The organism is Haloarchaeobius iranensis (assembly GCF_900103505.1).
Lineage (GTDB): Archaea > Halobacteriota > Halobacteria > Halobacteriales > Natrialbaceae > Haloarchaeobius > Haloarchaeobius iranensis.
In genome coordinates, this window is record NZ_FNIA01000007.1 from 18,734 (window position 1) to 43,575 (window position 24,842).

23 protein-coding genes are annotated in these 24,842 nt (G+C 69.8%); 12 read left to right on the plus strand and 11 right to left on the minus strand.

Features of this window, described 5'->3' with window-relative positions:
* Positions 1-10 precede the first annotated feature (10 nt).
* Positions 11-1,381: an NAD(P)/FAD-dependent oxidoreductase gene (locus BLT27_RS07470; RefSeq protein WP_089732464.1), complete on the plus strand. Its 1,371-nt coding sequence runs from the start codon at positions 11-13 to the stop codon at positions 1,379-1,381.
* Positions 1,382-1,855: 474 nt separating this feature from the next.
* Positions 1,856-2,278 (plus strand): DUF7992 family protein, encoded by a 423-nt coding sequence (locus BLT27_RS07475; protein ID WP_089732788.1) that lies wholly within the window; start codon positions 1,856-1,858, stop codon positions 2,276-2,278.
* 96 nt (positions 2,279-2,374) lie between these two features.
* Here the strand turns inward: BLT27_RS07475 and BLT27_RS07480 are convergent, their stop codons facing one another.
* The 3 genes from BLT27_RS07480 to BLT27_RS07490 all read right to left on the minus strand — a co-directional run bounded on the left by BLT27_RS07480 (position 2,375) and on the right by BLT27_RS07490 (position 6,457).
* On the minus strand, positions 2,375-3,928 hold the full coding sequence (locus tag BLT27_RS07480) for a lipopolysaccharide biosynthesis protein (RefSeq protein WP_089732466.1): 1,554 nt from the start codon (positions 3,926-3,928) through the stop codon (positions 2,375-2,377).
* Between the two features lie 65 nt (positions 3,929-3,993).
* A complete protein-coding gene (locus BLT27_RS07485; RefSeq protein ID WP_089732468.1) occupies positions 3,994-5,283 on the minus strand; it encodes an alpha/beta hydrolase family protein in 1,290 nt (429 codons plus the stop codon).
* Positions 5,284-5,347: 64 nt separating this feature from the next.
* Positions 5,348-6,457, minus strand: coding sequence for a pyridoxal-phosphate-dependent aminotransferase family protein (locus BLT27_RS07490; protein WP_089732790.1), 1,110 nt, complete (start codon positions 6,455-6,457; stop codon positions 5,348-5,350).
* A gap of 189 nt (positions 6,458-6,646) precedes the next feature.
* Here BLT27_RS07490 and BLT27_RS07495 point away from each other — a divergent pair, with 189 nt between their 5' ends.
* The 9 genes from BLT27_RS07495 to hisD all read left to right on the plus strand — a co-directional run bounded on the left by BLT27_RS07495 (position 6,647) and on the right by hisD (position 16,231).
* The gene (locus BLT27_RS07495; RefSeq protein WP_089732470.1) at positions 6,647-7,468 is read left to right on the plus strand and encodes a GNAT family N-acetyltransferase; all 822 of its coding nucleotides are present in this window, start codon (positions 6,647-6,649) and stop codon (positions 7,466-7,468) included.
* A gap of 308 nt (positions 7,469-7,776) precedes the next feature.
* Positions 7,777-8,421, plus strand: coding sequence for an SRPBCC family protein (locus tag BLT27_RS07500; protein ID WP_089732472.1), 645 nt, complete (start codon positions 7,777-7,779; stop codon positions 8,419-8,421).
* Entirely contained in the window at positions 8,418-8,960 is a 543-nt protein-coding gene (locus BLT27_RS07505; RefSeq protein WP_089732474.1) for a (2Fe-2S)-binding protein, read from the plus strand. Before BLT27_RS07500 ends, BLT27_RS07505 begins: the two co-directional genes overlap by 4 nt.
* The gene (locus tag BLT27_RS07510; RefSeq protein ID WP_089732477.1) at positions 8,957-11,407 is read left to right on the plus strand and encodes a xanthine dehydrogenase family protein molybdopterin-binding subunit; all 2,451 of its coding nucleotides are present in this window, start codon (positions 8,957-8,959) and stop codon (positions 11,405-11,407) included. Before BLT27_RS07505 ends, BLT27_RS07510 begins: the two co-directional genes overlap by 4 nt.
* Entirely contained in the window at positions 11,407-12,297 is an 891-nt protein-coding gene (locus BLT27_RS07515; RefSeq protein ID WP_089732478.1) for an FAD binding domain-containing protein, read from the plus strand. Before BLT27_RS07510 ends, BLT27_RS07515 begins: the two co-directional genes overlap by 1 nt.
* Positions 12,298-12,361: 64 nt before the next feature.
* The gene (locus BLT27_RS07520; protein ID WP_089732792.1) at positions 12,362-13,303 is read left to right on the plus strand and encodes an AAA family ATPase; all 942 of its coding nucleotides are present in this window, start codon (positions 12,362-12,364) and stop codon (positions 13,301-13,303) included.
* Positions 13,300-14,631, plus strand: coding sequence for a VWA domain-containing protein (locus BLT27_RS07525; RefSeq protein ID WP_245707662.1), 1,332 nt, complete (start codon positions 13,300-13,302; stop codon positions 14,629-14,631). The genes BLT27_RS07520 and BLT27_RS07525 overlap by 4 nt, the downstream gene beginning before the upstream one ends.
* A 76-nt stretch (positions 14,632-14,707) precedes the next feature.
* Positions 14,708-14,917 carry a hypothetical protein gene (locus BLT27_RS07530; protein ID WP_089732480.1) on the plus strand — a complete coding sequence of 70 codons (210 nt, stop codon included), beginning with the start codon at positions 14,708-14,710 and terminating at the stop codon, positions 14,915-14,917.
* A gap of 42 nt (positions 14,918-14,959) precedes the next feature.
* Positions 14,960-16,231: a histidinol dehydrogenase gene (gene hisD / locus BLT27_RS07535; protein ID WP_089732483.1), complete on the plus strand. Its 1,272-nt coding sequence runs from the start codon at positions 14,960-14,962 to the stop codon at positions 16,229-16,231.
* A gap of 1 nt (position 16,232) precedes the next feature.
* Here hisD and BLT27_RS07540 read toward each other — a convergent pair whose 3' ends face one another.
* The gene (locus tag BLT27_RS07540; protein WP_089732485.1) at positions 16,233-17,378 is read right to left on the minus strand and encodes a PAS domain-containing response regulator; all 1,146 of its coding nucleotides are present in this window, start codon (positions 17,376-17,378) and stop codon (positions 16,233-16,235) included.
* 94 nt (positions 17,379-17,472) lie between these two features.
* Between BLT27_RS07540 and BLT27_RS07545 the strand changes: the two genes are divergently transcribed.
* On the plus strand, positions 17,473-17,838 hold the full coding sequence (locus BLT27_RS07545) for a HesB/IscA family protein (protein WP_089732487.1): 366 nt from the start codon (positions 17,473-17,475) through the stop codon (positions 17,836-17,838).
* Between the two features lie 220 nt (positions 17,839-18,058).
* On the opposite strand, the gene BLT27_RS07550 is transcribed toward BLT27_RS07545, so the two are convergent.
* The 7 genes from BLT27_RS07550 to BLT27_RS07580 all read right to left on the minus strand — a co-directional run bounded on the left by BLT27_RS07550 (position 18,059) and on the right by BLT27_RS07580 (position 24,799).
* A complete protein-coding gene (locus BLT27_RS07550) occupies positions 18,059-18,244 on the minus strand; it encodes a hypothetical protein (RefSeq protein WP_089732489.1) in 186 nt (61 codons plus the stop codon).
* A gap of 218 nt (positions 18,245-18,462) precedes the next feature.
* Positions 18,463-18,663 carry a dodecin gene (locus tag BLT27_RS07555; protein ID WP_089732491.1) on the minus strand — a complete coding sequence of 67 codons (201 nt, stop codon included), beginning with the start codon at positions 18,661-18,663 and terminating at the stop codon, positions 18,463-18,465.
* A gap of 35 nt (positions 18,664-18,698) precedes the next feature.
* A complete protein-coding gene (locus BLT27_RS07560; protein ID WP_089732493.1) occupies positions 18,699-19,376 on the minus strand; it encodes a DUF2238 domain-containing protein in 678 nt (225 codons plus the stop codon).
* Entirely contained in the window at positions 19,373-20,077 is a 705-nt protein-coding gene (locus BLT27_RS07565) for a hypothetical protein (protein ID WP_245707664.1), read from the minus strand. Before BLT27_RS07565 ends, BLT27_RS07560 begins: the two co-directional genes overlap by 4 nt.
* 57 nt (positions 20,078-20,134) lie before the next feature.
* Positions 20,135-21,100 carry a metal-dependent hydrolase gene (locus BLT27_RS07570; RefSeq protein WP_089732495.1) on the minus strand — a complete coding sequence of 322 codons (966 nt, stop codon included), beginning with the start codon at positions 21,098-21,100 and terminating at the stop codon, positions 20,135-20,137.
* Between the two features lie 58 nt (positions 21,101-21,158).
* Positions 21,159-21,740, minus strand: coding sequence for a mechanosensitive ion channel family protein (locus BLT27_RS07575; RefSeq protein ID WP_089732497.1), 582 nt, complete (start codon positions 21,738-21,740; stop codon positions 21,159-21,161).
* A 56-nt stretch (positions 21,741-21,796) separates the two neighbouring features.
* A complete protein-coding gene (locus tag BLT27_RS07580) occupies positions 21,797-24,799 on the minus strand; it encodes an FAD-binding and (Fe-S)-binding domain-containing protein (protein ID WP_089732498.1) in 3,003 nt (1,000 codons plus the stop codon).
* Between the last annotated feature and the right edge of the window lie 43 nt (positions 24,800-24,842).

The window sequence follows — 24,842 nt, forward strand, 5'->3', positions numbered from 1 at the left end:
CAGTCTGGGTATGGAACACGTGGACGTAGCTATCGTCGGCGGCGGTCCAGCGGGGACCAGTGCCGCCATCGAGGCGGCATACCACGGTGCCGACACCGTGGTGCTGGAGAAGGGCGTCCCGCGAGCCGACCGCGAGGGGCTCGGCCCCGACTCGACCGACGCGGCGGGGATGCTCGACTACTGGATCGACCTCATGGACCTCGACGTCTCCGAGCTGCCGGACGACGTGGTCCTGCAGGAGCTAGACGGCGTGGATTTCGTCGGCCCCGCGACGACGACCCGGATGAACAGCACGGGCATCGACTCGTCGTACGACCGGTTCGGCTTCACCTTCCAGCGCGCCCGGATGGACGACTGGCTCCGCGAGCGCGCCGAGGACGAGGGCGCACAGTACCGCGTCGGCGTCTCCGTCAGCGGCGTTGACTCGGACCTCGACGAGGAGCACCGCCACACCGTCCACCTCGCGGACGGCGAAGACGTCGCCGCGCGGTACCTCGTGCTCGCCGACGGCCCGCAGCGGACCGTCACCATCCCGACGCTCGACCAGTTCCTCCCCGGTGACCGCAGCGTCGCCGACGTGATGGCGTCGACGCAGGCCAACCACATCGCCTACCAGGAGCACCGACGGGTCCCCGAGGAGGTGTTCGAGGAGAACATGCTGAAGTTCTGGTGGGGCTGGATGCCCGGCGAGACGGCCTACCCGTGGATCTTCCCGAACGACGAGAACATCGCACGCATCGGCCTGACGATGCCCATCGGGATGACCCTCGACGACGTCGGGCACCCCGAGGCGTACCGGCTGCTCGACCCGGAGGACGACAGCCTCCCCCGTGCCGGCGAGTACATCCGCAGGCTGCTCGAGATCGAGTACGGGGACGAGTACGACATCGAGGAGGACTTCCCGCTCGTCGAGGACCGCGGCAAGTCCGGCGGGACCGAGACGTACCCCATCTCCTCGACGAACCCAATCGACTCGCCCGTCGGGGCCGGCGTCGCCGTCGCCGGCGGTGCGATGGGTACCACCTCTGCGTTCCACGAGGGCGGCTACCACGTGGCCGCGCGCTCGGGCAAGCTCGCCGGCCGCCTCGCCGCGGTCGACTCGCTCCACCGGTACAACGACGTCTGGAAGAACATCATCGGCGAGGAGCTCGTCCGGAACCTCTCCTTCGCGGACATCGTGAAGGACTACGAGCCGGACGACTGGGACCGGACGTTCGGCATCGCGAACGACCTCATGGCCGACGCGGCGAGCGAGCTCATCGAGACGAACTTCTCCGGCGGCATCGGCGGCCTGAAGCTCGTCTACAAGTACAAGAAGCGCAAGCGGAACTTCCTGAATAACGGCTTCGTCCAGATCCGCGAGGACGAGTACACCGTCTGAGCGTCCGACCCGCAAGACCTTACCCCGTCCGCCGGCTATCCTCGGCTGCGTGCCATTAGTCCCCGCCCGAGCCAATCCATTTCGGGAGCGATGAACCGGCGGAGAACCCAGGCACGCGACATCGCGCCGGCCGCTCTGCGGCCCGCCGACCAGGTTCACGCCGGTCGGCATCCGGCGGTGCTGGCACACTGCCCGCCCGGCACGAGGGTTTCCCGGTCGACTTGGCACGCCGCCTCGGGATGAGACCGGCCGTTAGTGTTCCGGGCGTACATTCTGCGACCGTCAGTCGTCAGTCCGTGCTGTCGAGTCCGCCGTGCTGCCCTCTCGAACCGACAGCTGGACGTGCCCCCCAGGCGAGCCGGCTGGTGGTGTTCCGCGGCAAGTCGCTGTGGGCTTTATTGTGCTGCCAGTCGAACTACCGGTATGGCTCCCGACATCGAGGTCCCCGACTCGCCGGACCTCTCGAACCGAGGAATGCCGCGCGGCTTCGAGTGGCAGGAAGAGACGCTCGGCTCGGAGGACTTCTACCGGGAGGACATCGAGGACCTGCTCCAGGAGGGGGCGTGGAAGGAGGGGTTCAACGAGTGGACCGAGTACACGACCCTCGACGACGAGCAGGTCCGAACCGTCGACGACCTCGGCCTGTTCCAGGCGTTCGACTTCTACTGGGACCCGACCGATGACCGCCTGCGCTTCGACGCCCCGACGGTCCCGGACGACTGGCGGGAGCGAGAAGCCACCGAGTCCCTCTCATCGAGCACGGTGTCGACGATCGACGGCGCGCTGGACGACCTCGGACGGGCGGTCCAGGAGGTGCTCGAGGACTACCTCGAACGGAACGACGCGACGTCCGACTTCGGGTGGGGCGAGGAGTCCTACGGCAGCCGCGACGAGTGATTCTGCTGGCCGTCGGCCGACCCGGCGCTGGGTCGCTGGACCTCGCATCGGTCGCCGGTGCACGCGTCGTGGCTCGGAAGGCCCAGCCCCCGGCAGTCACCTGCCCCGGAAGCGACCGTCGCCGAGGCTCACGACGATGGCCTCGCGGTACCGACTGGCCAGGGTGGCCACCACGAGCCGGTCGCGGTCGTTGACGCCGAGGAGCACGAGCGTGCCGACGTACGTCACGGCCCCCAGCGAGAGACCGAGGACGAGGCCGGCACCCCCGGCCAGGCTCTCGCGGACGAGGAACATGACGCCCGCCGTCGCCGTGCCGGCACCGAGGGGTTTGAGGAACGTCGCGTCGAACGGCCACAGTCCCTCGAAGCGACGCAGGAGGACGACCTGGATGCCGTTCTGGACGGCGATGGCGACGGCCGTGCCGAGCGCCGCGCCGGCCAGCCCGAACGCGCGGACGAACGCGAACGTCAGCAGCGTGTTCAGCACGGCGAGCAGCCAGTCCAGCGCCATCCGGGCGTACTGGTGGTCGGTCATCATCAGCAGCCAGCCCGTCGCACCGACCGCGCTGCCGACGAGCACTCCACCGAGGTACACCACGAGCGGGACGTAGCCGGCGGTGAAGCTCGGCCCGAACACCGAGAGAATCGCCTCCCCGTAGACGAGCAGCACGACGAGGATGGGGACGACGGAGGTGACGATGAGCCGCGTCACCGCCGAGTACACCGCGTTCAGCGTCGTCATCTCGTCGTCGGCGTACAGGCCCGACGCCACCGGCGGCAGGAGCATGTTGAACGAGAGCAGGGGTATCCACGCGAGCGACACCAGCACGAGCACGACGTTGTAGACCCCCGCCGCGCTCGCGGTCAGCAGGAACCCCACGAGCATCACGTCGACGCGGTTCTGGAACACCTTGCCGAGGCTGCTCAGCGCGATGGGGCCGGAGTGGTTGTAGAAGCGTCGGGCCTCGGACCGAATCCCCGACAGGACGGGCCGGATACCGGTCGCCGAGACGACCACCGGGAACCCGACGAGTGCGAGGCCGGCCATCCCCAGGACGAACGCGCCGGCGACGCCGACGACCGAGTAACCGAGCAGCAGCGCGCCGACGGCTCCGACCAGCCTGACGGCCGGTCGGAGCACCCGGTTGAACAGCACCTCGCCGCGGGCCGACTGCATCGCCCGGAGGATGCCGGCGTGGATGTTGACCAGCCCGACGAGGACGAGCAGGGCCGCGAACAGCCGAACGGTCGGCGGGAACTCCGGGTGCGAGACGGTCGCGCTGTTGAGCCAGTCACCGCCGAGGAACAGCCCGCCTGCGAGGACGAGGCCGACGACGACCGTCGTGAGGTAGGCCAGCGCCACCACGCGCCCCTGCCGGTCGGGGTCGTCACTGTAAGCGGCGAGGTAGCGCTGGAGCGTGCCGACCGACCCGAAGTTCACGAGCCGGAACAGCAGCTGTGTGATGCGCCAGGCGAAGGCGTAGACGCCGTAGACGACCGGGCCGAGCCCCTGTGCGAGGGCGTACTCGGTCGCCGTCGTCAGCGCCCGCTGGAGGGACTGGCCGCCGGAGGTGACGACCGCACCGTGCCCGATGGTCAGCAGCGCCTCGCGCTCGTCGTCGGGGATGTCGTCGGGGGTCTCGGTATCCACGTTGACGTCCGTCTCTCTCGATTCCGTCGGTCATAAGTCGCCTGATTCCCCGGTCCGAGCGAGGGTCAGATCCGGGCCGTGTCCAGCAGCCAGCCGGCCAGGTCCGCGACGACCGCGCCCGCGACGTTCCCGCCGAAGTAGAGGCTCAGGAAGCCCGTCGGCGTGCTCACGGGCTGGAAGTAGTGGTCGACGTCCTCGTAGCGCTCGACACGACTGCCCGCCGGGAGCGGGGCGTCCCGCCAGGCCTCGAACCCCCGGTGGAAGAAATCGGCGAGTTCCGGCTGGGAGTCGTGGTCGGCACCGCAGGTCTTCAGCACGAATGTGGGCACGTCGAGGTCGCTCGCGGTGCCGGAGGGGTCGTACTCCCCGACGCTCCGGTGCCAGACACCGGGCTTGCCCATGATCGTCTCGTCGTCGTCGAACTCGCCGTCGGCGAGCCGACGGTACGTCGCCTCGGCCTCCGCTATCTCGGCCCGCGCCTCGTCGTCGATGTCGCCCTCGACGTCGAACTCGTACCGCATGAAATCGAGGCCGTCGGGGTCGAGGGCGGAGTCGGCGCGGCCGTCGAGGACCACGCCGCCGGCGAGGTCACCGTGGCGCTCGACGATGCGCGGCGCGGCCATCCCGCCCTGGCTGTGCCCCGCGACGAACACCGAGTCGCCGTCGACCTCCGCCGCCGCGAGGCGCTCGGCAGCGGCGACCGCGTCGTCGACGACCACCCTGTCCAGTGTGAACTCCTCGTCGGGGACCTCGTGGTCGGCGAGACGTTTCTCGTATCGGAGCGTGGCGACACCCTCGCTGGCGAGCCCCCACGCGAGGTCCCTGAGTATCTTCGAGTTCTCGGCGGTCCCGTCGGAGTCGTGGATACCGGCCCCGTGGACGAGGACGACGCCGGGGAACGGCCCCTCGCCCGTCGGCACGGTGAGGATGCCGTCGAGGTCGACATCGCCGGCGTCGACGGTCACCGTGCGTTCCGCGAACGCGGAGTCGTCGGCGTACGCCGGCGGCTCGTACTCGGGGTCGAACCGGAGGTCGGCGACACCCTCCTCGGCGATGGCGAGGTGAGCCGTCTCCGTGCCGTTCTCGAACGCGAGGGTAACCCGAGCGTCGCCGTCTTCGACGGTCAGGTCCGCGATAGCTTCGGGTTCGCCGTACTGGCCGTGGAGTCCCCACCAGTACTCCTCGAACGCGTCTGCGGCGGTCATCGAGTCGTCGCGGAACTCCTCGGGGAACGCCTCGACGACCGCATCCCGGCCCTCGTCGGTCAGCAGGGCTTCGGCGTCCGAGAACGCGCGGTCGAGGAACCGGTCCGCGAACTCGCGTGCCGCCCCGGTGGCGTCGCTGGTGTCGGTCATCGTCCGGCACTCGTCGGACCGGGGACAAATAGCTTGACGTCCCTGCAGCCGCGAGGTGCGGGACCTACAGCCCCGCCACGTCCTCGATGGCGTCGGTCAGCGCCCGAATGGAGTCGAGGTCGTGCTCGCCCATGTGGCCGATGCGGAACGTCCGCTCGCCGAGCTGGGAGCCGTAGCCGTTCGAGAAGACGAAGTCGTACTCCTCGCTCACCTGCTCGATGGTCGCCGCGACGTCGATGCCCTGCGTGTTCTCGATGCAGGAGACGGTCCGGGACTCGTAGCCCTCCTCGGGGAAGGTGTCGAAGTGCTCGTGGGCCCACTCTCGGGTGTACTCGGCCATCTCGCGGTGGCGTTCGCTCCGTTCCCGGTGGCCCTCGTCCAGCATGTGCTTCATCTGCTCGCGGTAGGCGAGCATGACCGGGATGGCCGGGGTGGAGTGGGTCTGGCCCTTCCGGTCGTAGTAGTCGATGGTCCGCCGGAAGCCGCCGTACCAGGACGAGGTCTCCTTCTCGGCCTCGCGCTCGTAGGCGTCGTCGCTGACCACACAGACGGCGAGCCCCGGCGGCATCGCGAACGCCTTCTGCGAGGACGCGAAGATGACGTCGATGTCGTGTTCGTCGATGTCGACGTGGTCGCCGCCGAGCGCGGAGACGGCGTCGACGACGAAGTACGTGTCAGGGTAGTCCGCGACCACGTCGCCGATCTCCTCGATGGGGTTGCGCACGCCGGTCGAGGACTCGTTCATCACGGTCGCGACCACGTCGTAGTGCTTCTCGCTGGATTCGAGCTCGGCGCGGATGTCCTCGGGCTTGATCGCCTGGCCCCACTCGTACTCGAGTCGGTCGACGTCCTTGCCGAGTCGCTCGGCGACGTTGGCGTGGCGCTCGCTGAAGCTGCCACACGTCGGCACGAGGATGTTCTCGTCGACGAGGTTGAGCGTCGAGGCCTCCCAGAACTCGGTTCCGGACGCCGTGAGGATGACGACGTCGTTGTCGGTGCCGAGGAACGCCTTCGTGTCCTCGACGATGGTCGTGTACAGGTCCGTCATCCGGTCCATCCGGTGGCCGAACATCGGCTGCGCCATCGCCTCGATGACGTCGTCGCGGACCTCGGTCGGGCCGGGGATGTACAGGGTCTTGTCTCGGTAGTCGTCGCTGTATTCGCGTTTCTCCATGCCGGTGTCCACCTGAGTACGGCCCACTGCGCGGCGAGGCGGCATGGAACTTGTGATACCGGCTCCTGTGGTCTGGTCGCCACCGTGATGATGGCGGCAGGTTCCGGGCGGTGCCTCGGCCCCTGACGCAGGCCCTGGCGGGACGCTGCCGGGCGAACAGCTATCCGGCAGAGCGTGCTACAGTGACCCATGGGTCGCTTCGAGCAGTTCGAGCACGACAGACGGCGACGCATCTACGAGTACGTGGAGTCACAGGGCGCGGTGGAGCCCGAGACGGTCCGCCGTAACGTGCTGGTGACACCCGAGACGAGTTCGAAACCCGCTCGCTCCGGGCCGAACCTCCCGCCGTCGACGCCGATGTCGTTCCAGGAGTTCAGACACCACGTCTCCGCCCTGGAGCGCGACGGCTACCTGACCGAACGCGACGGCAGACTCAGGGTCGCGCTCCCGATGGACGAGGACGAGTCGACCGTCGACCTCGACGACGGGGTCGAGGCGACCATCCGGCCGGCGCGACAGGAGGACATGGGCGGCATCGTGGGCGTCGTCGAGACGATCGCGGCCGAGGACGCCTACGCCGTCGCGCGCCGGCTCGCCGACAAGGTCGCCCGCGAGGACGTGCTCCTCCGGCACAACGAGGCTGGGAACCGGGTGTTCTTCGTCGCGACGGTCGACGCCGAGGCCGTCGGCTGGCTCCACGTCGAAGCCATCAGTTCGCCGATGATGGACCACACCGCCGAGCTGACCGTCGGCGTGCTGGAGGAGTACCGTGGCCACGGGCTGGGCTCGGTCCTCATGGAGCGCGGTCTCCACTGGGCGCGCGAACGGGGCCTGCTGAAGGTGTGCCAGCGCCTGCCGGCGACGAACGAGCGCGCCGTCGGGTTCCTCGAGGATGCCGGCTGGTCCGTCGAGTCGACGCGCGAGGGCCACTACCGCGTCGACGACGAGCTCGTCGACGAGGTCCAGCTCGCGGTCTGGTTGGACACGTCGAATCGTGACGGCGGCTCGTGACGGCGGACGTGCTGCTCGGGCCGTTCGACGCGGCCGGTCTCTACGCGAATCGCCGGCGGGTGCGGGCGGGCGACTTCGACGGACCGGTCGACTCCTGCTTCGAGGCGGCCATCGTGCGCCGGGCGTCCGTCAGGTGCGGTGACCCCAATCGAGTCACGGGGCGTGCGACGATACCCTCCGTGAACTGCCGGTTTCTGCCCCCTCCCGCGACTATGTGTATCAGAACCATGGTAACTGTTTTACTGTCACGGACTATCATTTCACACGGCACAGCCTGAAACGGTCTGACACGAGGTGACCACACATACATGGAATTCAGCGGGACATTCGAACTCGAAGACACCACGGTAGACGAGGTATGGCTCGCGCTCTCGGACCCGGTGCTCGTCCAGGAGTCGTTGCCGGGCTGTACCTTCCTGTTGCACGTCGAGGCGGAGGAGGCCGACTTCGACGAACTGGGCGAGCAGGCGGAGGGGATGGACCGGGAGCTCACGAACGACCCCGAGGTCATCGCGGGGCGTGCGTTCCGTGAGGGGGAGCGGTACGCCGCGCTGATGCAGGTGAGCGTCGGCCCGGTCAACCCGACGTTCGAGACGGTCGTGACCATCGACGAACGCGACCGTCCGCGGATGCACGCCTCCGGCGAGGGCAGTTCCGGCGACAGCTCGTTCGAGATGTCGTCGTCGATGGCGCTCTCGGAGACCGAGGACGGCGACGGGGTCGCCGTCGAGTGGGAGACGGAGGCCGACGTGTTCGGGAAGGTGGCCGGGATGGGACAGCGGGTCATCAACCCCGTCGCCAACCGAATCGTCAAGCGCTTCTTCTCCTCGGTGCAGGAGGAGCTCCACGACCTCGGCGTGGAGGCGGTATCGTCGTCCGACGGGGACGAGAGCGACGACCGGAGCCTGGTCGACCGCGTGCTGGGCCGGTCGAAATCGACTGATTCTGAATGACTGAACACGACATCACACTCACGGTCAACGGGGCAGAGCACGACCTGACGGTCGAAGCACGGACGCTGCTGGTCCACGCGCTGCGGGACGAACTCGGCTACACCGGGACGAACGTCGGCTGCGAGAGCAGTCTCTGCGGGGCCTGTACGGTCCGGATGGACGGCGAAGCGGTCAAGTCCTGCACCGCGCTGGCGGTGCAGGCCGACGGCGCGGAGATACGCACCGTCGAGGACCTCGGCACGCGCCACGACTTCCACCCCATCCAGGAGGGGTTCCAGGAGGAGCACGGCCTCCAGTGCGGCTACTGCACGCCCGGCATGATGATGACGGCGCTCGACATCCTCGAGGAGAACCCGGACCCGACGCGCGAGGAGATCCGCGAGGGGCTGGAGGGCAACCTCTGTCGCTGCACGGGCTACCAGAACATCGTCAACGCGGTCCAGAACGCCGCCAAGGAGATGCAGCCGGCGGCGGTGGCCGACGGGGGCGAGTCGGACGACGACCCGACGCCGGCGACCGACGGGGGTGAGGAGCTGTGACTATCGACTCGCTCGACCCGGAGGACGTCGACGCGGCGGACATCCTCGGCTCGGCCATCGAGCGCCGGGAGGACCCCGCACTGTTGACGGGCAACGCCGAGTACACCGACGACATCCAGCTCGACGGGATGCTCCACATGGCCGTCGTGCGCAGCCAGTACGGCCACGCGCGACTGGAGGACATCGACACCAGCGAGGCGGAGGCGATGGAGGGCGTCCACGGCGTCTACACCTACGAGGACCTGACGAGCGACGAGACGCCGGGCGGCGGCTCGTTCGCCCTGCCGACGGCGTGGCTCCTCGACAGCCTGGAGCAGGTGCCACACCCGGTCCTGGCGAGCGAGAAGGTTCGCCACCAGGGCGACGGCATCGCCGTCGTCGTCGCCGAGGACCGCTACACCGCCCGCGACGCGGCCGGCGCGGTCGACGTGGCGTACGAGCGCCTCGACGCGGTCGTCCACCCGAGCGAGGCGTTCGCGGACGACGCCGAACGGCTCCACGATGACGCCGAGGGCAACGTCGCGTTCGACTGGGAGATCGGCGACGCCGAGAAGACCGCCGACGCGTTCGCCGACGCGAGCCACACCGCGAGCATCGACCTGGAGAACCAGCTGCTCATCGCGAACGCGATGGAGCCACGCGCCGCGGTCGCGGAGTACAACCCCGGCACGGACGAGCTGGAGGTGGCGATGACGACGCAGAACCCGCACGTCCACCGGCTGCTGATGGCCGGTGTCATCGGCCACCCGGAGCACAAGCTCAGCGTGCGGGCACCCGACGTCGGCGGCGGCTTCGGGAGCAAGATACACCACTACGCCGACGAGGCGCTCGTCGCCTGGTGCTCGATGATGCACGAGGCACCCGTCAAGTGGACCGCGACGCGCTCGGAGACGTACCTCACCGACGCACCGGGCCGCGGTCACGAGACGAAGGCCGAGATCGCGATGGACGACGACGGCAACATCGTCGGCCTGCGCGTCGACACGATGGCGAACATGGGCGCGTACCTCTCGACGTTCGCGCCCGCCGTCCCGACGTACCTGTACGGCACCCTGCTCTCGGGACAGTACGACATCCCGGCCATCTACGGCCACGTCAAAGGCGCGTTCACGAACGTCCCGCCGGTCGACGCCTACCGGGGTGCGGGCCGGCCCGAGGCGTCGTTCCTCGTGGAGCGGCTCGTCCACCTCGGTGCGAAGGAGGTGGGGATGGACCCCGTCGAGTTCCGCAAGCGGAACTTCGTCCCCGACGACGCGTTCCCGTACGAGACGCAGGTCGCCGTCGTCTACGACAGCGGCGAGTACGGGAAGCCGATGGACGAGGCGCTGGAGCTGCTCGACTACGAGAACTTCCGCGAGGAGCAGGAACGGGCCCGCGACGAGGGGACGTACCTCGGCGTCGGCTTCTCCTGCTACATCGAGGCCTGCGGGCTCGCACCCTCGGAGCTGGCGGGGCAGCTCGGCGCACAGGCCGGGCTCTGGGAGTCCAGCCTCGTCCGGATGCACCCCTCTGGCACGGTGACGGCCTACTGCGGGACCTCCGGCCACGGGCAGGGCCACGGCACGACGTACGCCCAGATCGTCGCGAACGAACTCGGCGTCCCCTACGACAGCGTTGAGGTCGTCGAGGGCGACACCGACGAGATTCCCCAGGGGATGGGAACCTACGGCTCGCGAAGCGCGGCCGTCGGCGGCAGTTCGCTCGTCAAGAGCGCCCAGAAGGTCGTCGAGAAGGGCAAGGAGATCGCGGCCCACCAGCTCGAAGCGGACCCGGACGACATCGAGTTCGAGAACGGCGAGTACAGCGTCGCAGGCGCGCCCGCCCGGAGCATGTCGATGGCCGACGTGGCGGGGGCGGCCTACCTCGCCCACGACATCCCGGCCGAGATGGAGCCCGGGCTCGAGGCCACCAGCTTCTACGACCCGGAGAACTTCGTGTTCCCGTTCGGCACCCACGCCGCCATCGTCGAGGTCGACCCCGACTCCGGCGAGATAGAGATCGAACGGTACGTCGCTGTCGACGACGTCGGCAACCAGATCAACCCGAAGATCGTCGAGGGCCAGATCCACGGCGGCATCGCCCAGGGCGTCGGCCAGGCGCTCTACGAGGGGGCGGAGTACGACGACAACGCCACCCTGCTGACGGGCTCGATGCAGGACTACGCGGTGCCGAAGGCCGAGCACATCCCCGAGATGGAGACCGAGTCAACGGTGACGCCGAGCCCGCACAACCCGCTGGGGGTGAAAGGCGTCGGCGAGGCCGGCACCATCGCCGCCCCACAGGCCATCGTCAACGCGGTCGCCGACGCGCTGGAGCCGTTCGGCGTGGACCACATCGACATGCCGATGGACGCGGAGTCCGTGTGGAGCGCCGTACAGGCCAACGCGACGGCCGACGGCGGGGCGGAGCCCGCTGGCGACGACGCGGACCCCGGAGGTGAGCGCTGATGTTCCCCGACGGGTTCGACTACTACGAGGCGTCGAGCGTCTCCGAAGCCATCGACCTCATGGCGGAGCACGCCGGCGCGGAGACGGAGCTGCTCGCCGGCGGCCACAGCCTGTTGCCGGCGATGAAGTCCGGCCTCTCCAGCCCGGACGTTCTCATCGACATCGGCGACGTGGAGGCGCTCCACGGCGTCACGGCCGATGGCGACACGCTCGGCATCGGCGCGATGACGACGTACAGCGACTTCATCGGCGAGGACGCCTCCGAGGAGCACGCGCCGGCGCTCTACCACGCCGTCCGGCAGGTCGGCGACACGCAGGTCCGCAACCGCGGGACGGTCGGCGGCAACATCGCCCACGCCGACCCCGCCTCCGACCTGCCCGGCGCGGCGCTGGCGTCGGACGCGACCATCGTCGTGACCGGGCCCGACGGCGAACGTCGGGTGTCGGCCGACGACTTCTTCTTCGGGATGTACGCGACCGACATCGGCCCCGACGAGCTCGTCACGAGGGTCGAGGTGCCGTCGGCGGCCGACGCCGTCGGCGCGTACGCGAAGAAACCGTCGCCGTCCTCGGGCTACGCGATGGTCGGGGTCTGCGTGCAGGCCACCGTCGACGGCGGCACCGTCCAGTCCGCCCGCGTCGGCGCGAACGGCGTCATGGACCGCGGCGTCCGGCTCGAGGGCGTCGAGGACGCGCTCGCGGGCGCGTCGCTCGACGAGGCCACCATCGATGCGGCCGCCGACCGCGCCACCGAGGGGCTCGACACCGCGATGATGATGTCCGACCTGCAGGCGTCGGCGGAGTTCCGCGAACAGCTCGTCGGCACGTACACGAGGCGGGCGCTGGAACGGGTGCTCGACCGCACCCCGACGCCCGCCGCCGCCGACTGACCCGCACGTCCCGCCGGGGACGTTTTGCTGCTGGGACCCCCCTATGCCACCAAAGGACGACGACATGAGCGAGACAGACGGATTCGACGACGTGACCGAGGCCGACATCCGGGCGGTCTTCGACGAGCAGTCGTACGTCGCGGACGACGACATCGTGACGACGGTGCTGCTCGCGCTCCGGCTCGGCCGCCCGCTGCTCATCGAGGGCGAGCCCGGCGCGGGCAAGACCGAGCTGGCGAAGGTGCTCGCCGGCGGCTTCGACGCCGACCTCGTGCGGCTCCAGTGCTACGAGGGGCTGGCCGCCGAGAACGCGCTGTACGAGTGGAACTACACGAAGCAGCTGCTCGCGGTGCAGGCGGGCGAGAGCGGCGTCGCGACGGGGTCGACCAGCGACAGTCACGACGAGTCCGTCTTCTCGGAGCCGTTCCTGCTCGAACGGCCGCTGCTGCAGGCGCTCCGGGGCGAGGGCCGCCGGGTCCTCCTCGTCGACGAGGTCGACCGCGCCGACGAGGCGTTCGAGGCGCTGCTGCTCGAGGTGCTGAGCGACTTCCAGGTCTCGGTGCCGGAGCTCGGCACCATCGCCGCGAGCACACCGCCGGTCGTCGTCGTCACCTCGAACCGCACACGGCCGCTGAGTGACGCGCTCAAGCGGCGCTGCCTCTACCTGCACGTCTCGCCGCCGAGCTTCGAGAAGGAGCGCGAGATACTCGCCCGGAAGGTGCCCGAACTCTACGACGCCGTCGCCGCCGAGCTCTGTGGCATCGTCGGTCGTCTCCGGGAGGAACCCCTCAGGAAACCGCCGGGCGCGGCCGAGACAATCGACTGGGCCCGCGCCGTCGCCACGCTCAGGGAGAACGGCGGCCCGGACTCGCTCTCCCGCGCGGAGATTCGCCGGACCCTCGGGGCCGTCCTGAAGGAGGTCGAGGACGTCGAGCGCGTGGACGACGAACTGCTCGACTCCCTGGTCGAGGCGGCACGGGCAGCGCGGGAGGCCGCCGAGTCGTGACGGACGACGCGCCGGCTCGCGGACCGGACCCGGGTGACATCGACGGCGAGGCCGTCGCCCGCGCTACCGAGCACGTCCGCGACGAGCTGGTCCGCTTCGCCCGTTCCCTCCGCCGGGCCGGCGCGTCCGTGCCCGCGAACGCCGCGACAACGGCCGCCCGCTCGCTCGTCGTGGTCGGGTTCTCGGACGCGGACCGCGCCAGGGCGGCCACCCGGGCGACGCTCGTCACCGACCCGCGGGACGCCGACGAGTTCGAGCGCATGTTCCCCGAGTTCTGGCGGCGGCTCACGGCGGGACTCCGCGAGACGGGCCCGGCGGAGCGGTGGGACGACCCGCCGGAGGGCGCGCTGGCACCGCTCGGAGGTGACCCGACCGACGGCGAGGAGCCCGAAGCGACGAACGAGGGCGAGACCACGGCGGAACCTGACGACGACACGGAGAGCAACGTTGCCTGGCGCTCCTCGTCGCTGGCGGCCCACCTCGACGACCGCGACGACGAGCCACTGGCTCTCTCGCGGTACAGCCCGACCGGTTCACGGGCACCCGTCGAGGCACTCCCGGGATTCGTCGAGCACGACGAACTGGGAGCCGCCGTCGACGAGCTGACGGTCGCGCTCGCGACGCTCCGGGGGCGGGCCTGGGACACCGCCGGCGCTCGCCACACGGACGCCCGGCGCGCGCTCCGGGCCAGCGTCGGCACCGGCGGCACCGTCATCTCGCTGCCCACCAGGGACCGCAAGGAGCGCGGGGTGCGCGCGACCTGGCTGGTGGACGTGAGTCGCTCCGTGCTGGACACGCTGGACCGTGGGTTCCTGCTCGAGGTCCTCGGCCGGAGCCGGACGGCGTGGCGCGACTGCCGCGTCTTCTTCTTCGACGAGGACCTGCGCGAGGTCACGCGGGCGTTCGACGACGGCGCCGCAAGCGGGGCGGCCGGAGCGCTCGCCGACGCGGAGGCGGCCTGGGGCGGGGGCACCCGTATCGGTGGCTCGCTCGCGGAACTGCGCGGACGGACGCCGGACGCGGTCGACAACCGCACGGTCGTGTTCGTGGTCAGCGACGGGCTGGAGATGGGCGCCGTCGCGGCGCTGGAGCGCGAACTCGCCTGGCTCTCGGCGCGCGCCGCCGCCGTCGTCTGGTGCAACCCGCTGGCCGCCGCCCCGGGCTTCGAGCCGACCGCGCGGGGGATGGCGGCCGCACTCCCGTTCGTCGCAGGGCCGTTCGCGTTCGCCGGGCCCGAGGACGTGGCCGAACTCGCCCGGCAGCTGCGGGCGCAGGGCGCGGGCGGCCGCGTCGGCTACGAGTACGACCCGCGGCGGGAGGACGCCTGAGCGTCGACCCCGGAAACGCGGCATCACCCGGTCGCCGTTCCAAAACGGGTTAGACCACGCGGTGCCGATGGCTGGTATGGACCGGGACCGGTACGTCACGCTCGCGCTCCTCGCCTTCGGGCTCGTGCTCGTGGGGTTCGTGCTGCTTGGCTTCGGCCGCATCTTCCTCGGCTACCACACCGCACAGCTGCTCTCGGCCCCGTTCGGGCTCACGGGGTTCGCCATCGTGGTGGTGCTGTTCCTCGAGGGAGTTCGGACCGCCGTGCGCGGCCGGACCGGCGAGTGACCGAACGCAACCGTTTTTCGCGGCCCGGCCGAAGCTGCTCCCATGAACGTACGAGCAGTCGCCGACCTGGGTCCCGACGAGCGGCGCGCCATCTTCGAGCGCGACGCGGGCGTCGACGCGGTCCGGAGCGACGTGGCCGACATCGTCGACCGGGTGCGCGAGGAGGGCGACGTGGCGGTTCGAGAGTTCTGTGCCGAGTTCGACGACGTGCAGGTGGCGAACCTGGACGTCGCCGGCCAGTGTGAACGGGCGTACGAGGCCATCGACGACGACGTGCGCGAGGCCGTCGAGACGGCCGCCGCGAACGTCCGCGAGTTCCACGAGGCGCAGGTGCCCGACGACTGGCGCGACGACTTCGACGGCCGCGAGCTGGGCCGTCGCTTCCGCCCGCTGCAGCGTGTCGGCGTCTACGCGCCCGGCGGGACCGCCGCGTACCCGTCGTCGGTCATCATGGGCGTCGTCCCGGCCGTCGTTGCGGGCGTCGAGGACGTGGTCGTCTGTACGCCGCCGGCCGACGAGCTGAACCCGGTGACGCTGGCGGCTATCCACGTCGCGGGGGCCGACGAGGTGTACTCCGTGGGCGGTGCACAGGCCGTCGCAGCGATGGCCTACGGCACCGAGTCCATTCCGGCGGTCCAGAAGATCGTCGGGCCGGGCAACCGGTGGGTGACCGCCGCGAAGGCCGAGGTGCAGGGCGACGTCGACATCGACTTCCTCGCCGGCCCCTCGGAGGTGCTCGTCCTCGCCGACGAGACCGCCGAACCCGCCTTCGTCGCTGCCGACCTCGTCGCACAGGCCGAGCACGACGAACACGCCTCGGTGGTCTGTGTCACAGACGACGAGGCGCTCGCCGAGCGCATCGCCGCCGAGGTCGAGGCACAGGTCGCCGACGCCGAGCGCGAGACCGTGGCCCGAGAAGCCCTCGAGAACGACGCCTCGGGGGTCCTCTTCGCGCGGTCGATGAGCGAGGCCATCCTGTTCGCCGAGGAGTACGCCGCCGAGCACCTCTCCATCCAGACCGACGACGAGGAGGCCGTCCTCGACCGCATCGACAGCGCCGGCAGCGTGTTCCTCGGGCCGTACACGCCCGTCGCGGCCGGCGACTACGCCTCGGGGACGAACCACGTGCTGCCGACCGGCGGCGGCGCGAAGCGCCACGGCGGGCTCTCCGTCGACCACTTCCTCCGCTCGACGACCGTCCAGCGGCTCGACCGCGACGCACTGGAGGACCTCTCCACGACCGTCACGACGCTCGCCGACGCGGAGGGGCTGGCCGCACACGCCGACAGCGTGCGTCGCCGGTTCGAGGACTGAGCTACTCGTCGTCCTCGTCGAGACTGACGCCGATACCACAGATCCCGATGGGCCCGCCGTCGTCGTCGGTGAGCAGTGAGGCGCTGATGCGCCGCCGCTCGAACTCGCCCGACTTCTTTTTTATCCGCGCCTCGTAGGTCGCCGTCTCTCCGTCGCGGACCCGGTCGATGACCGACTCTATCTTCGGGATGTCCTCCGCCGCGAAGATGTCCTCGATATCGATGTCGCGCAGCTCAGCGTTCGAGTAGCCGCTGACCTCCTCCAGCCTGCTGTTCCAGCGCCACCCGGACCCGTCGAGTTTCGCGACGTAGAACACGTGTGGCAGGGCGTCCAGCGCGGCGTCGAACAGCTCCTGCTCCTCGCTGAGCTGTTGCTCGGCCTCGACCCGGTCGGTCACGTCGCGCGTGTTGATGACGTACCCTTCGATTGCCGGGTCGTCGAGGCGGTTCGCCCCCCTGGACTCGATGTGACGCCACTCGCCGTTTGCGTGCCGGAGCCGGTAGCTGATCGAGGGTGTGGCCGATGGGTCCTCCCGCATCCGCGAGAACGCGTCCATCACGGCCGCCAGGTCGTCGGGGTGGACCATCTCGAACGAGGGCTCGCCGATGAGGGTCTCGGGTTCGTATCCGAGGACCTGCTCCGTCGCCGGGCTCGTGTACTGGAACACGCCGTCGTCGTCGAGGATCGTGATGAGGTCGGATGAATGCTCGATGAGCGCCTGGTACCGGTTGCGGGCCTGCTCGCGCTCGCGCTCGGCCCGGCGCTTCGCCACGGCGTTCCCGATGCGGTTCGCGAGCACCGTGTACTGGTCCGACCCGCCCCCCTTCTGGAGGTACTCCGTCGCACCCGCCGAGAGCGCCCGGCTCGCGATCTCCTCGCTCCCCCTGCCGGTGAACAGGATGAACGGGAGATCGGGCCTGCGCTGGCGGACCGACTCCAGCAGGTCGAGTCCGTCCATGCCGGGCATCTCGTAGTCACAGACGATACAGTCGACCCGGCCGTTCTCCCGGAGACACCGCAGTCCGTCCCTGCCCGAACTGGCGCTCTCGACCGTGATATCCTCCCCCTCCCGTTCCAACATCGTCTTCGTCAGGCCGAGCAACGAGTCGTCGTCGTCCACGTGGAGGACACGGATGGTCCTCGACATCTACCGACGAGACACGTGGCGATAGCTTCAAACTACCGGCGGCCCCCCGACTCGTGCAACAGCATTAACATCCCGCGGCGACGTACGGTGATGTATGAGCACGGGCACCGCGGATGGGGAGATGTCCCCGCGAATCGAAGTCACCGAGACGGCAGCCGACGAGGCCCTCTCGCTGCTGGAGGGGGAGGGACTGGACACCGACGAGGCCGGCCTGCGACTGTTCGTCCAGCAGGGCGGCTGTGCCGGCCTCTCCTACGGCATGCGGTTCGACGACGAGCCGGAGCCTGACGACACCATCTACGAACACCACGACCTGCGCGTGTTCGTCGACCCGTCGAGCCTGAACTACGTGGAGGGGAGCGTCCTCGACTTCGAAGGTGGCCTGCAGGGCGCCGGCTTCCACGTCGAGAACCCGAACGTCGTCTCGGAGTGCGGCTGCGGCGAGTCGTTCCGGACGTGACTGCGGTCCCGGTGACCCCTCCCGTCGAGTGGACGTTCTCTCCGTCGTAGCCGTGAGACAGCCTCCGCGTCTCACGCCGCTCGGACTGGGTCCTACGTCGGTCGCCTAATCTCGCACCGTGGCGCATGACCGCTTCTCGGCTCGTTCCAGAGAAGACACTCTGTTGACACCTGCTCAGTCGAACACTATCTTCGGTGAAACAGCCGGTACGTAGGACTGCCTATCGCTCGGACGTGACGAACAGGACGACGAGTGCCAGTCCGATAGAGGTCGCCGACAGCGGTTCCCAGTTCCCTGTCTGCGCAGCGTTGTAGGTGGCCGCACAGACTGCTAAAATCCCCACCAGAGACACGGCTATCTCCACGTTCTGGTCAACGGCGAGCTTCGGGACTGAACCGTCACTCATGTGGATAATGGTTGACGAATTGAAGTTTAATTGTTTCGATTTTCTCGGCGGCGTATGCCAAATTCCTCATCTGTATCTGCCGATTACACCGATACGTCCTGTTCGCGACTGGGGATTTCACCAGCGCCGGAAAAATATCGACATGGGCTGTCGGTGAGTCTCCGTCGCAGCCATCCGGACTGTCACGGGGTGATGCCGGCCCGGCGAGCCGTCGGCGGTCAGCCGTCCAGTTCGAACGCCACCGTCACCTCCGCCTGGTACTCTCGGTCCGCAACCGACGCGATTTCGACGCCCAGCTCCTCGACCTCGACCCAGTGCACGTTGTCTATCGTGTCCTGCGCGCGGTCGATGGCGTTGTCTGCGGCGTCCTCGAAGCTCTCCGAACTCGTGCCGATGAGCGTGATCTTCTTGAAGACCATATCCGTGTGGTAGCACGAGGCATACAAACTTAAAGCTACGTCGCGCCGCCGGCCGATTCGTCGTCGCCCTCCAGCCGGTTCCTGACCGCACCGACCACGTCGCTCAGGTAGGCCTGCCCCCAGACGGCGACGACGAGCCCACCGGCGGTGTTGAACACGAGGTCGCGCATGGTGTCGTCGACGCCGAACTGGATGAGGAACCCCCCACTGCCAAGCGCCGCCGTGGCGATGCCGATGCCGAACTCCACCAGCTCCCAGACCACGCCGAACGCCATGACGAACGAGAGGATGAAGACGAACGTCACCCGCGATGGCAGGTGTATCTCGTCGCTGTGCTCGTCGAGGGCCCGGACGGTCGTGTAGCCGGCGGCGGCGACGAGCGATGAGGAAAGCGCGTGGGTCATGTGGTCCCACCACTGGGTGCTCCGGTAGAACGTGCCCTCGGTACCGGGGATGCCGACGGTCCCCAGCGCGTGCAGGAACGCGGCGGTGGTGATCCAGAGCGACAGCCCGGCGTCGAGCGGGATGTCGAAGTCGCGTTCGATGACCGCCGGGAGCTGGGTCACGGCGAGCCCCAGCAGCGTGTTGACCACGATGCCCAGGTTCCGTCGCTCGATGCCGACGAACAGCAGCCCGACGAGCGTGAGCTGCATCAGCCGCGTGACCCGCCGCTGGAACGCCTCGTCGATGCCCAGTCTGTCCCGGAACTTCACTTCTCGTTCACCTCGAAGTCGAACTGGTCACTCAACTCCTCCGAGACCTCCTCGACCATCGCGAGCGAGCGCCGTGCGGTGTGGTTGCGCCGCCGGAAGTACGCCTCGAAGGTCAGCCCGGCGAGCAGCCCGGCGGCGGCGGAGTAGACGAACTCTATCATCAGCGGGTCGAGCTCCGTGTAGAACCCCGTGCCGATGTAGATGTGTGCGAGCCACCGGACGACCGCCCAGACGCCCGCCGCGGCGAGTGTGAGCACGACGACCGTGAGCACGGCGAAGCCGGGCGTGAGCTTGACCGGCGTGAACACGTGTAGCTCGACGACGACGATGAGCGCGAAGGCAGCCACGGAGACGTAGGCGGCGGTGCTCGACACGGGCGAGGCCGAGAGGAACCCCTGCACGGTGGGCAGCGTCGCGAGGACGATGTCGTTCAACAGCCCACGGACCAGCGCGGTCCGGCCCAGCACGGGCAGTGCGGCCAGCAAGAGCACCTCCCACGGCAGCATCACGAGCCACCGCCTGTGCGTCAGCGGTGGGAGGACCGCGACGCCGGCCACCGCCAGCGCGAACACGGTCCAGAGCCAGTCGCCGAGGAGGACCTCCTCGATGGCCGCGAGGACGACGACAGCGACGAGCACCCACGAGAGAGTCGCGTTCAGCCGGTGCTCCTCGAACAGACGACCGAGGTCCCGTTCAGTCATACGATAGCACGTAGGGCTAGGTGTATAAGAGTGTGTTTCCCCGGATGTCCGTCGCGCTCAGACGAGGACGTAGAGGCCGCCGTAGGCGACGAGTGCGAACGTGATGGCCGCGAGCCCGGTCGCGACCGACCTGACCCCGTGGTCGGTGACGCCGCGGCGGAGCGCGTCGAATGCGACCTGCGTTCTGGTCGGGGCCGCCAGCGGCACCGCGAGCACCGTGCCGACGGCGAGGATGGAGAACACGAAGTGGTACGAGACGTCGAGCGTCGGCGGCGGCAGGAGGAAGAAGGCACCGCCGTAGGCGAGGCCGGCGGTCGCCCGCGACTTCACCTCCGGCCGGCGGCCGGTCACCCAGCAGAAGGCGAGCAGCGCGAACCAGACGACTGCGAGCTCGACCGCGAACGCCCCCAGCAGGTGGAGGGTGGGGTCGGCCGAGAGGGCGACGTGGCTGGTGAAGACGGTGGTGTCGAGCGGCCAGAGCATCGCGGGCGGCTCGCCCGTGAACAGGTCGCCGAACGGGTGCGAGGCGAGCCCCGCGAGCGCCACGACGAAGGTCGTCCGGGCGTCGAGGCTGCTGCTCTCGCGGACGATGGCCGCGACCGCGACCCCGGCGAGCGAGAACGCGCCGAGGACGACGAGTCCCAGCAGCCCGTGGAGCGCCGCGGCGACGACGGTCAGCGCGCCGAGCAGGACGAAGCCGACGGCGATCGAAGTGCCCGCGTGACGCCCACGGACGACGACGAGCGCGAACGCGAGCGCCGCGATGGGTGCGACGACGAGCGAGTGCGTCACCGACCGGTGGACGACGGTGCTCGCCGACCAGAACGCCGTCGTCACGGAGAACACGCTGTCGAACTCCGCGCCGGCGAAGCCCGTAAGTGCGTACACCATGTCCGTGTCGGGGACCGCGGCGAACGCCCCCGCGGCCGCGCCGGCGGCCAGCGCGCGTCCCGGCGAGGCGTCGAGGGCACGCGCTACCGTGGCGACGAGCGCGAACGCCAGCAGCGAGTGCCCGACCATCATGTCAGCGCCCGTACGAGCCGCCGGGGCATAAGTCACTCGCCGGGCGTGCGAACTGGCCTCAGTCGGCGGTCGCGCCCGTATCGCTCGGCTCCCCGCGCTTGGTCCACTTCTTCTCTATCTCGGCGTTCCCCCGGACGACGGTGTCGCCGTCGACCGCGAAGCGGGTCTTCCGGAGCTCGATGGTCGTCACCTGGCCGCTGACGTCGCCGACGGTCACCTCGTCGCCGGGGTTGAAGTCGGGGTCACGGAGCAGGTAGACGCCGGCGACGGCGTCGGCGATCATCCCGGAGAGGGCGTAGGAGACGCCGAGTGCGACGAAGCCGGCGGATGTCCCGATGGCGGCCGCCAGCTCGGAGAGCCCGACGACCGAGAGGAACGAGAGCGCGACCGCGAACCAGAGCACGACGGCGATGATGGTCGAGAGGAACTGGCGATACACCGGTGCCTCGCCCGGCAGCGTCCTGGCGAGCACTCGCCGAACCGCGAACATGACGAGCTTCACGAGGAGGCCGGCGAGCACGAGGAAGACGATGCCAGCGAGCACCTTCGGGAGTGCCTCGGTGATGTCGGTCACGAACAGTTCGAGCGAGCGTTCGACGACCTCGACGACGCCGGTCGGCGGGTCGGTCTGGTCCTGCATGGCCAGTCGCTCGGTCGCCGGGGTGGTAAAACCACAGCTGGACCGGCGACACCCGGTCACGCCCCGTCGAGCGCCGCCGCCACGGCCTCGATGGGGTGCTGTGGGCGGCTCGCGCCGGGTCGGTCGCCGAGCTGCGTGCGGCAGGACGCGCCGGGCGCCACCGGTCGACCGTCGGCGGCGTCGACCTGGTCGAAGAGGATGCGGCCGATGGCCCGCGAGAGCTCGTGGTGCTCGGCCTCGTAGCCGAAGCTGCCGGCCATGCCACAGCAGCCGGCGTCGAGCGGGTCGACGGTGTACCCCGCCCGTCGGAGCACGCCGACCGCGTGGTGGTCAGTCCCGAGCGCCTTCTGGTTGCAGTGGCCGTGATAGACGAGCCGGTCGTCGGGCGCGTCCGTCGGCAGGGACGAGACGAGTCGGTTCCGGTCGAGGTACTCGCAGACGCCCCCGCTGGCCGCCGCGACGGCCGCACGCGCCGGCGAATCCGGGAGGAGGTCGGCGTACTCGTCGGCCAGCATCGCGGCGTCGCTCGGCTCGACGAAGGCCACCGCCCAGCCGTCCGCGACCAGCGGTTCGAGCGCGCCGACCGTCGCCCTCGCGCGCTCCCGGGCCACGTCGAGGAAGCCCAGCGAGTACGCCGGCCGGCCGGTCGCCCCGAGGTCCGTCGGGACCGCGACGTGGACGCCGGCGGCCTCCAGCACCCGGACCGCCGCCCTGCCGACGGCGGGCTCGGTGTAGTTCGTGTAGGTGTCCGGGTAGAGCACGACCCGTCGGTCGGCGTCGCTGGGGACCTGCGGACCGCGCGTGGCGAACCAGTCCACGAGGCTCTCGCGCTCGAACGTCGGGAGCTCCCGGTCCGCCGCGACGCCGAGCAACCGTTCGCCGAGGGCACGGGCACCGGGAAGCTGTGTCGCCCAGTTCGACAGCGGGGCGAGCGTGCTCCCGACGGCTGCAAAGCGGTCGATGTCGCGGAAGAGGCGTTCGCGGAGGGACGCGCCGTCGCGCTCGTGGTGCTGGTGTTTCACCTCCGCTTTCAGCTTCGCCAGGTCGACGCCGGTCGGGCAGTCACTCGCACAGCCCTTGCAGCCGACACAGAGGTCCAGCACCTCGGACTGGAACCGCTCGGAGTAGAGTTCCTCCGCGTCGAGTTCCCCGCTGATGGCCGCCCGGAGCAGGTTCGCTCGGCCCCTGGTCGACTGGACCTCCTCGCGGCTCGCGCGGTAGGTCGGACACATCGTGTCGCTGCCCGTCTGGCGACAGGTGCCACAGCCGTTGCAGAGCTCGACGAGGTGGGCGAAGCCGCCGTCGTCGTCGAAGTCGAGGGTCGTCTGCGGTTCGAGCGCGCTGTACTCGGGGCCGTAGCGGAGCCGCTCCCGCATGTCCGCGCCGACACCGCGGTCGCTCGGCGGGCCGTGGTCGGACGCCGAGTCGCGGTAGACGACGTTTCCGGGGTGGAGCTGCCACGCGGGGTCGAACGCGGTCTTGACACGCTTGAACGCGTCCCAGAGGGTGGGGCCGTACATCTTCGGGGTGAACGCCGTGCGTGCGAGGCCGTCGCCGTGCTCGCCCGAGAACGCGCCGTCGTACTCCAGCACGAGGTCGGTCACGTCGTCGGCGATGGCGTGCATCGTCTCGACGCCGTCCTCCGTCTTCAGGTTCAGGATGGGCCGGATGTGGAGCGTGCCGACGCCGGCGTGGGCGAAGTACGCCGCCGAGGTGCCGTGGCGCTCGAGCACCGCCTCGAACTCCTCGACGTAGCTGGCGAGCCGGTCGGGCGGCACCGTCGCGTCCTCGATGAACGGGTACGGCTTCGGGTCGCCGTCCATCGACATCAGCAGCGGGATGGCCGCCGTCCGGAGCTTCCAGAGGTCCGCCTGGTCGTCCGCGTCGAACGCCTCGAGGTGCCTGGTCGCCGCCCCCTCGCGCTGGAGCGTGTCCGTGGCGGCGTCCATCGCGGCCACGAAGTCGTCGTGCAGCTCCGAGTCGAACTCGACGAGCAGGAACGCCGCGGCGTCGTCGGGGAACGGCTCGGCGTACTCGCTGTACTCCGGCGCGTCGCGGGCCATCGCGACCACCTGGTTGTCGACGAGCTCGACCGCGCTCGCGTCGTGTGCGAGGGCGTCCGGGACCGCCGCGAGCGCGTCGACCAGGTCGTCGTAGGCGTAGACCGCCAGCGCGTGGGACTCGGGGCGGGTCACGAGGTCGAGCTCCGCGGCCGTGACGACGGCGAGCGTGCCCTCGCTCCCGACGACGAGCTTCGCGAGGTTCATGACGCGCTCGCCGTCCGCCTCGCGGACGACCTTGTGGAGGTTGTAGCCCGAGACACAGCGCTTGAGTTCGGGGTACCGGGACGCTATCTCCGCCTCGTGCTCCTCGACGAGTGCCCGGACCGTCCGGTGGAGGTCGGCGACGCGGTCGTCGCGGCCCAGGAGCTCGTCCCACTCGGGTGAGTCGAGGGTCACGTCGCCGAGGGTCGCCTCGGTCCCGTCGGCGAGCACCACGTCGACCGAGCGCACGTACGCGTCGGTGATGCCGTATCTGACCGAGTGTGCGCCCGTCGAGTTGTTGCCGATGCCGCCACCGACCGTCGCGCGGGCGGACGACGCGGGGTCCGGCGCGAACTGGAGGCCGTGGGGTTCGAGGACGGCGTCGAGGTCGTCCTGCACGACGCCGGGCTGGACGCGGGCGGTCCGCGCGTCGGGGTCGACGTCGAGCACCGCGTCCATGTGGACCGAGCAGTCGATGACGACACAGCCCTCGCCGACCCCCTGCCCCGCCAGCGAGGTGCCCGCGCCACGCGGGAGCACCGGCACGCCGTGCTCGGCAGCGGTCCGGACCGCCGCCTGCACGTCCGCGGCGTCGCGTGGTTCGACGACGCCGGCCGGCCGCGCCTGGTAGATGCTCCCGTCGGTGGCGTACAGCACCTGTGCGTACTCGTCGAAGCGCACGTCCCCGCGCACCGCCCCGCGGAGGTCGGCTGCCAGGTCGGCGTACGCCTCGTCGCCCGGGTGGGCGAACCCGAGCGCGTCGTGGCTCGGGCGGGACTCCTCGTCCGTAGCCATCGTGTTACGTGACGACGTACCATGGTAAATGCCTTCGCCACGG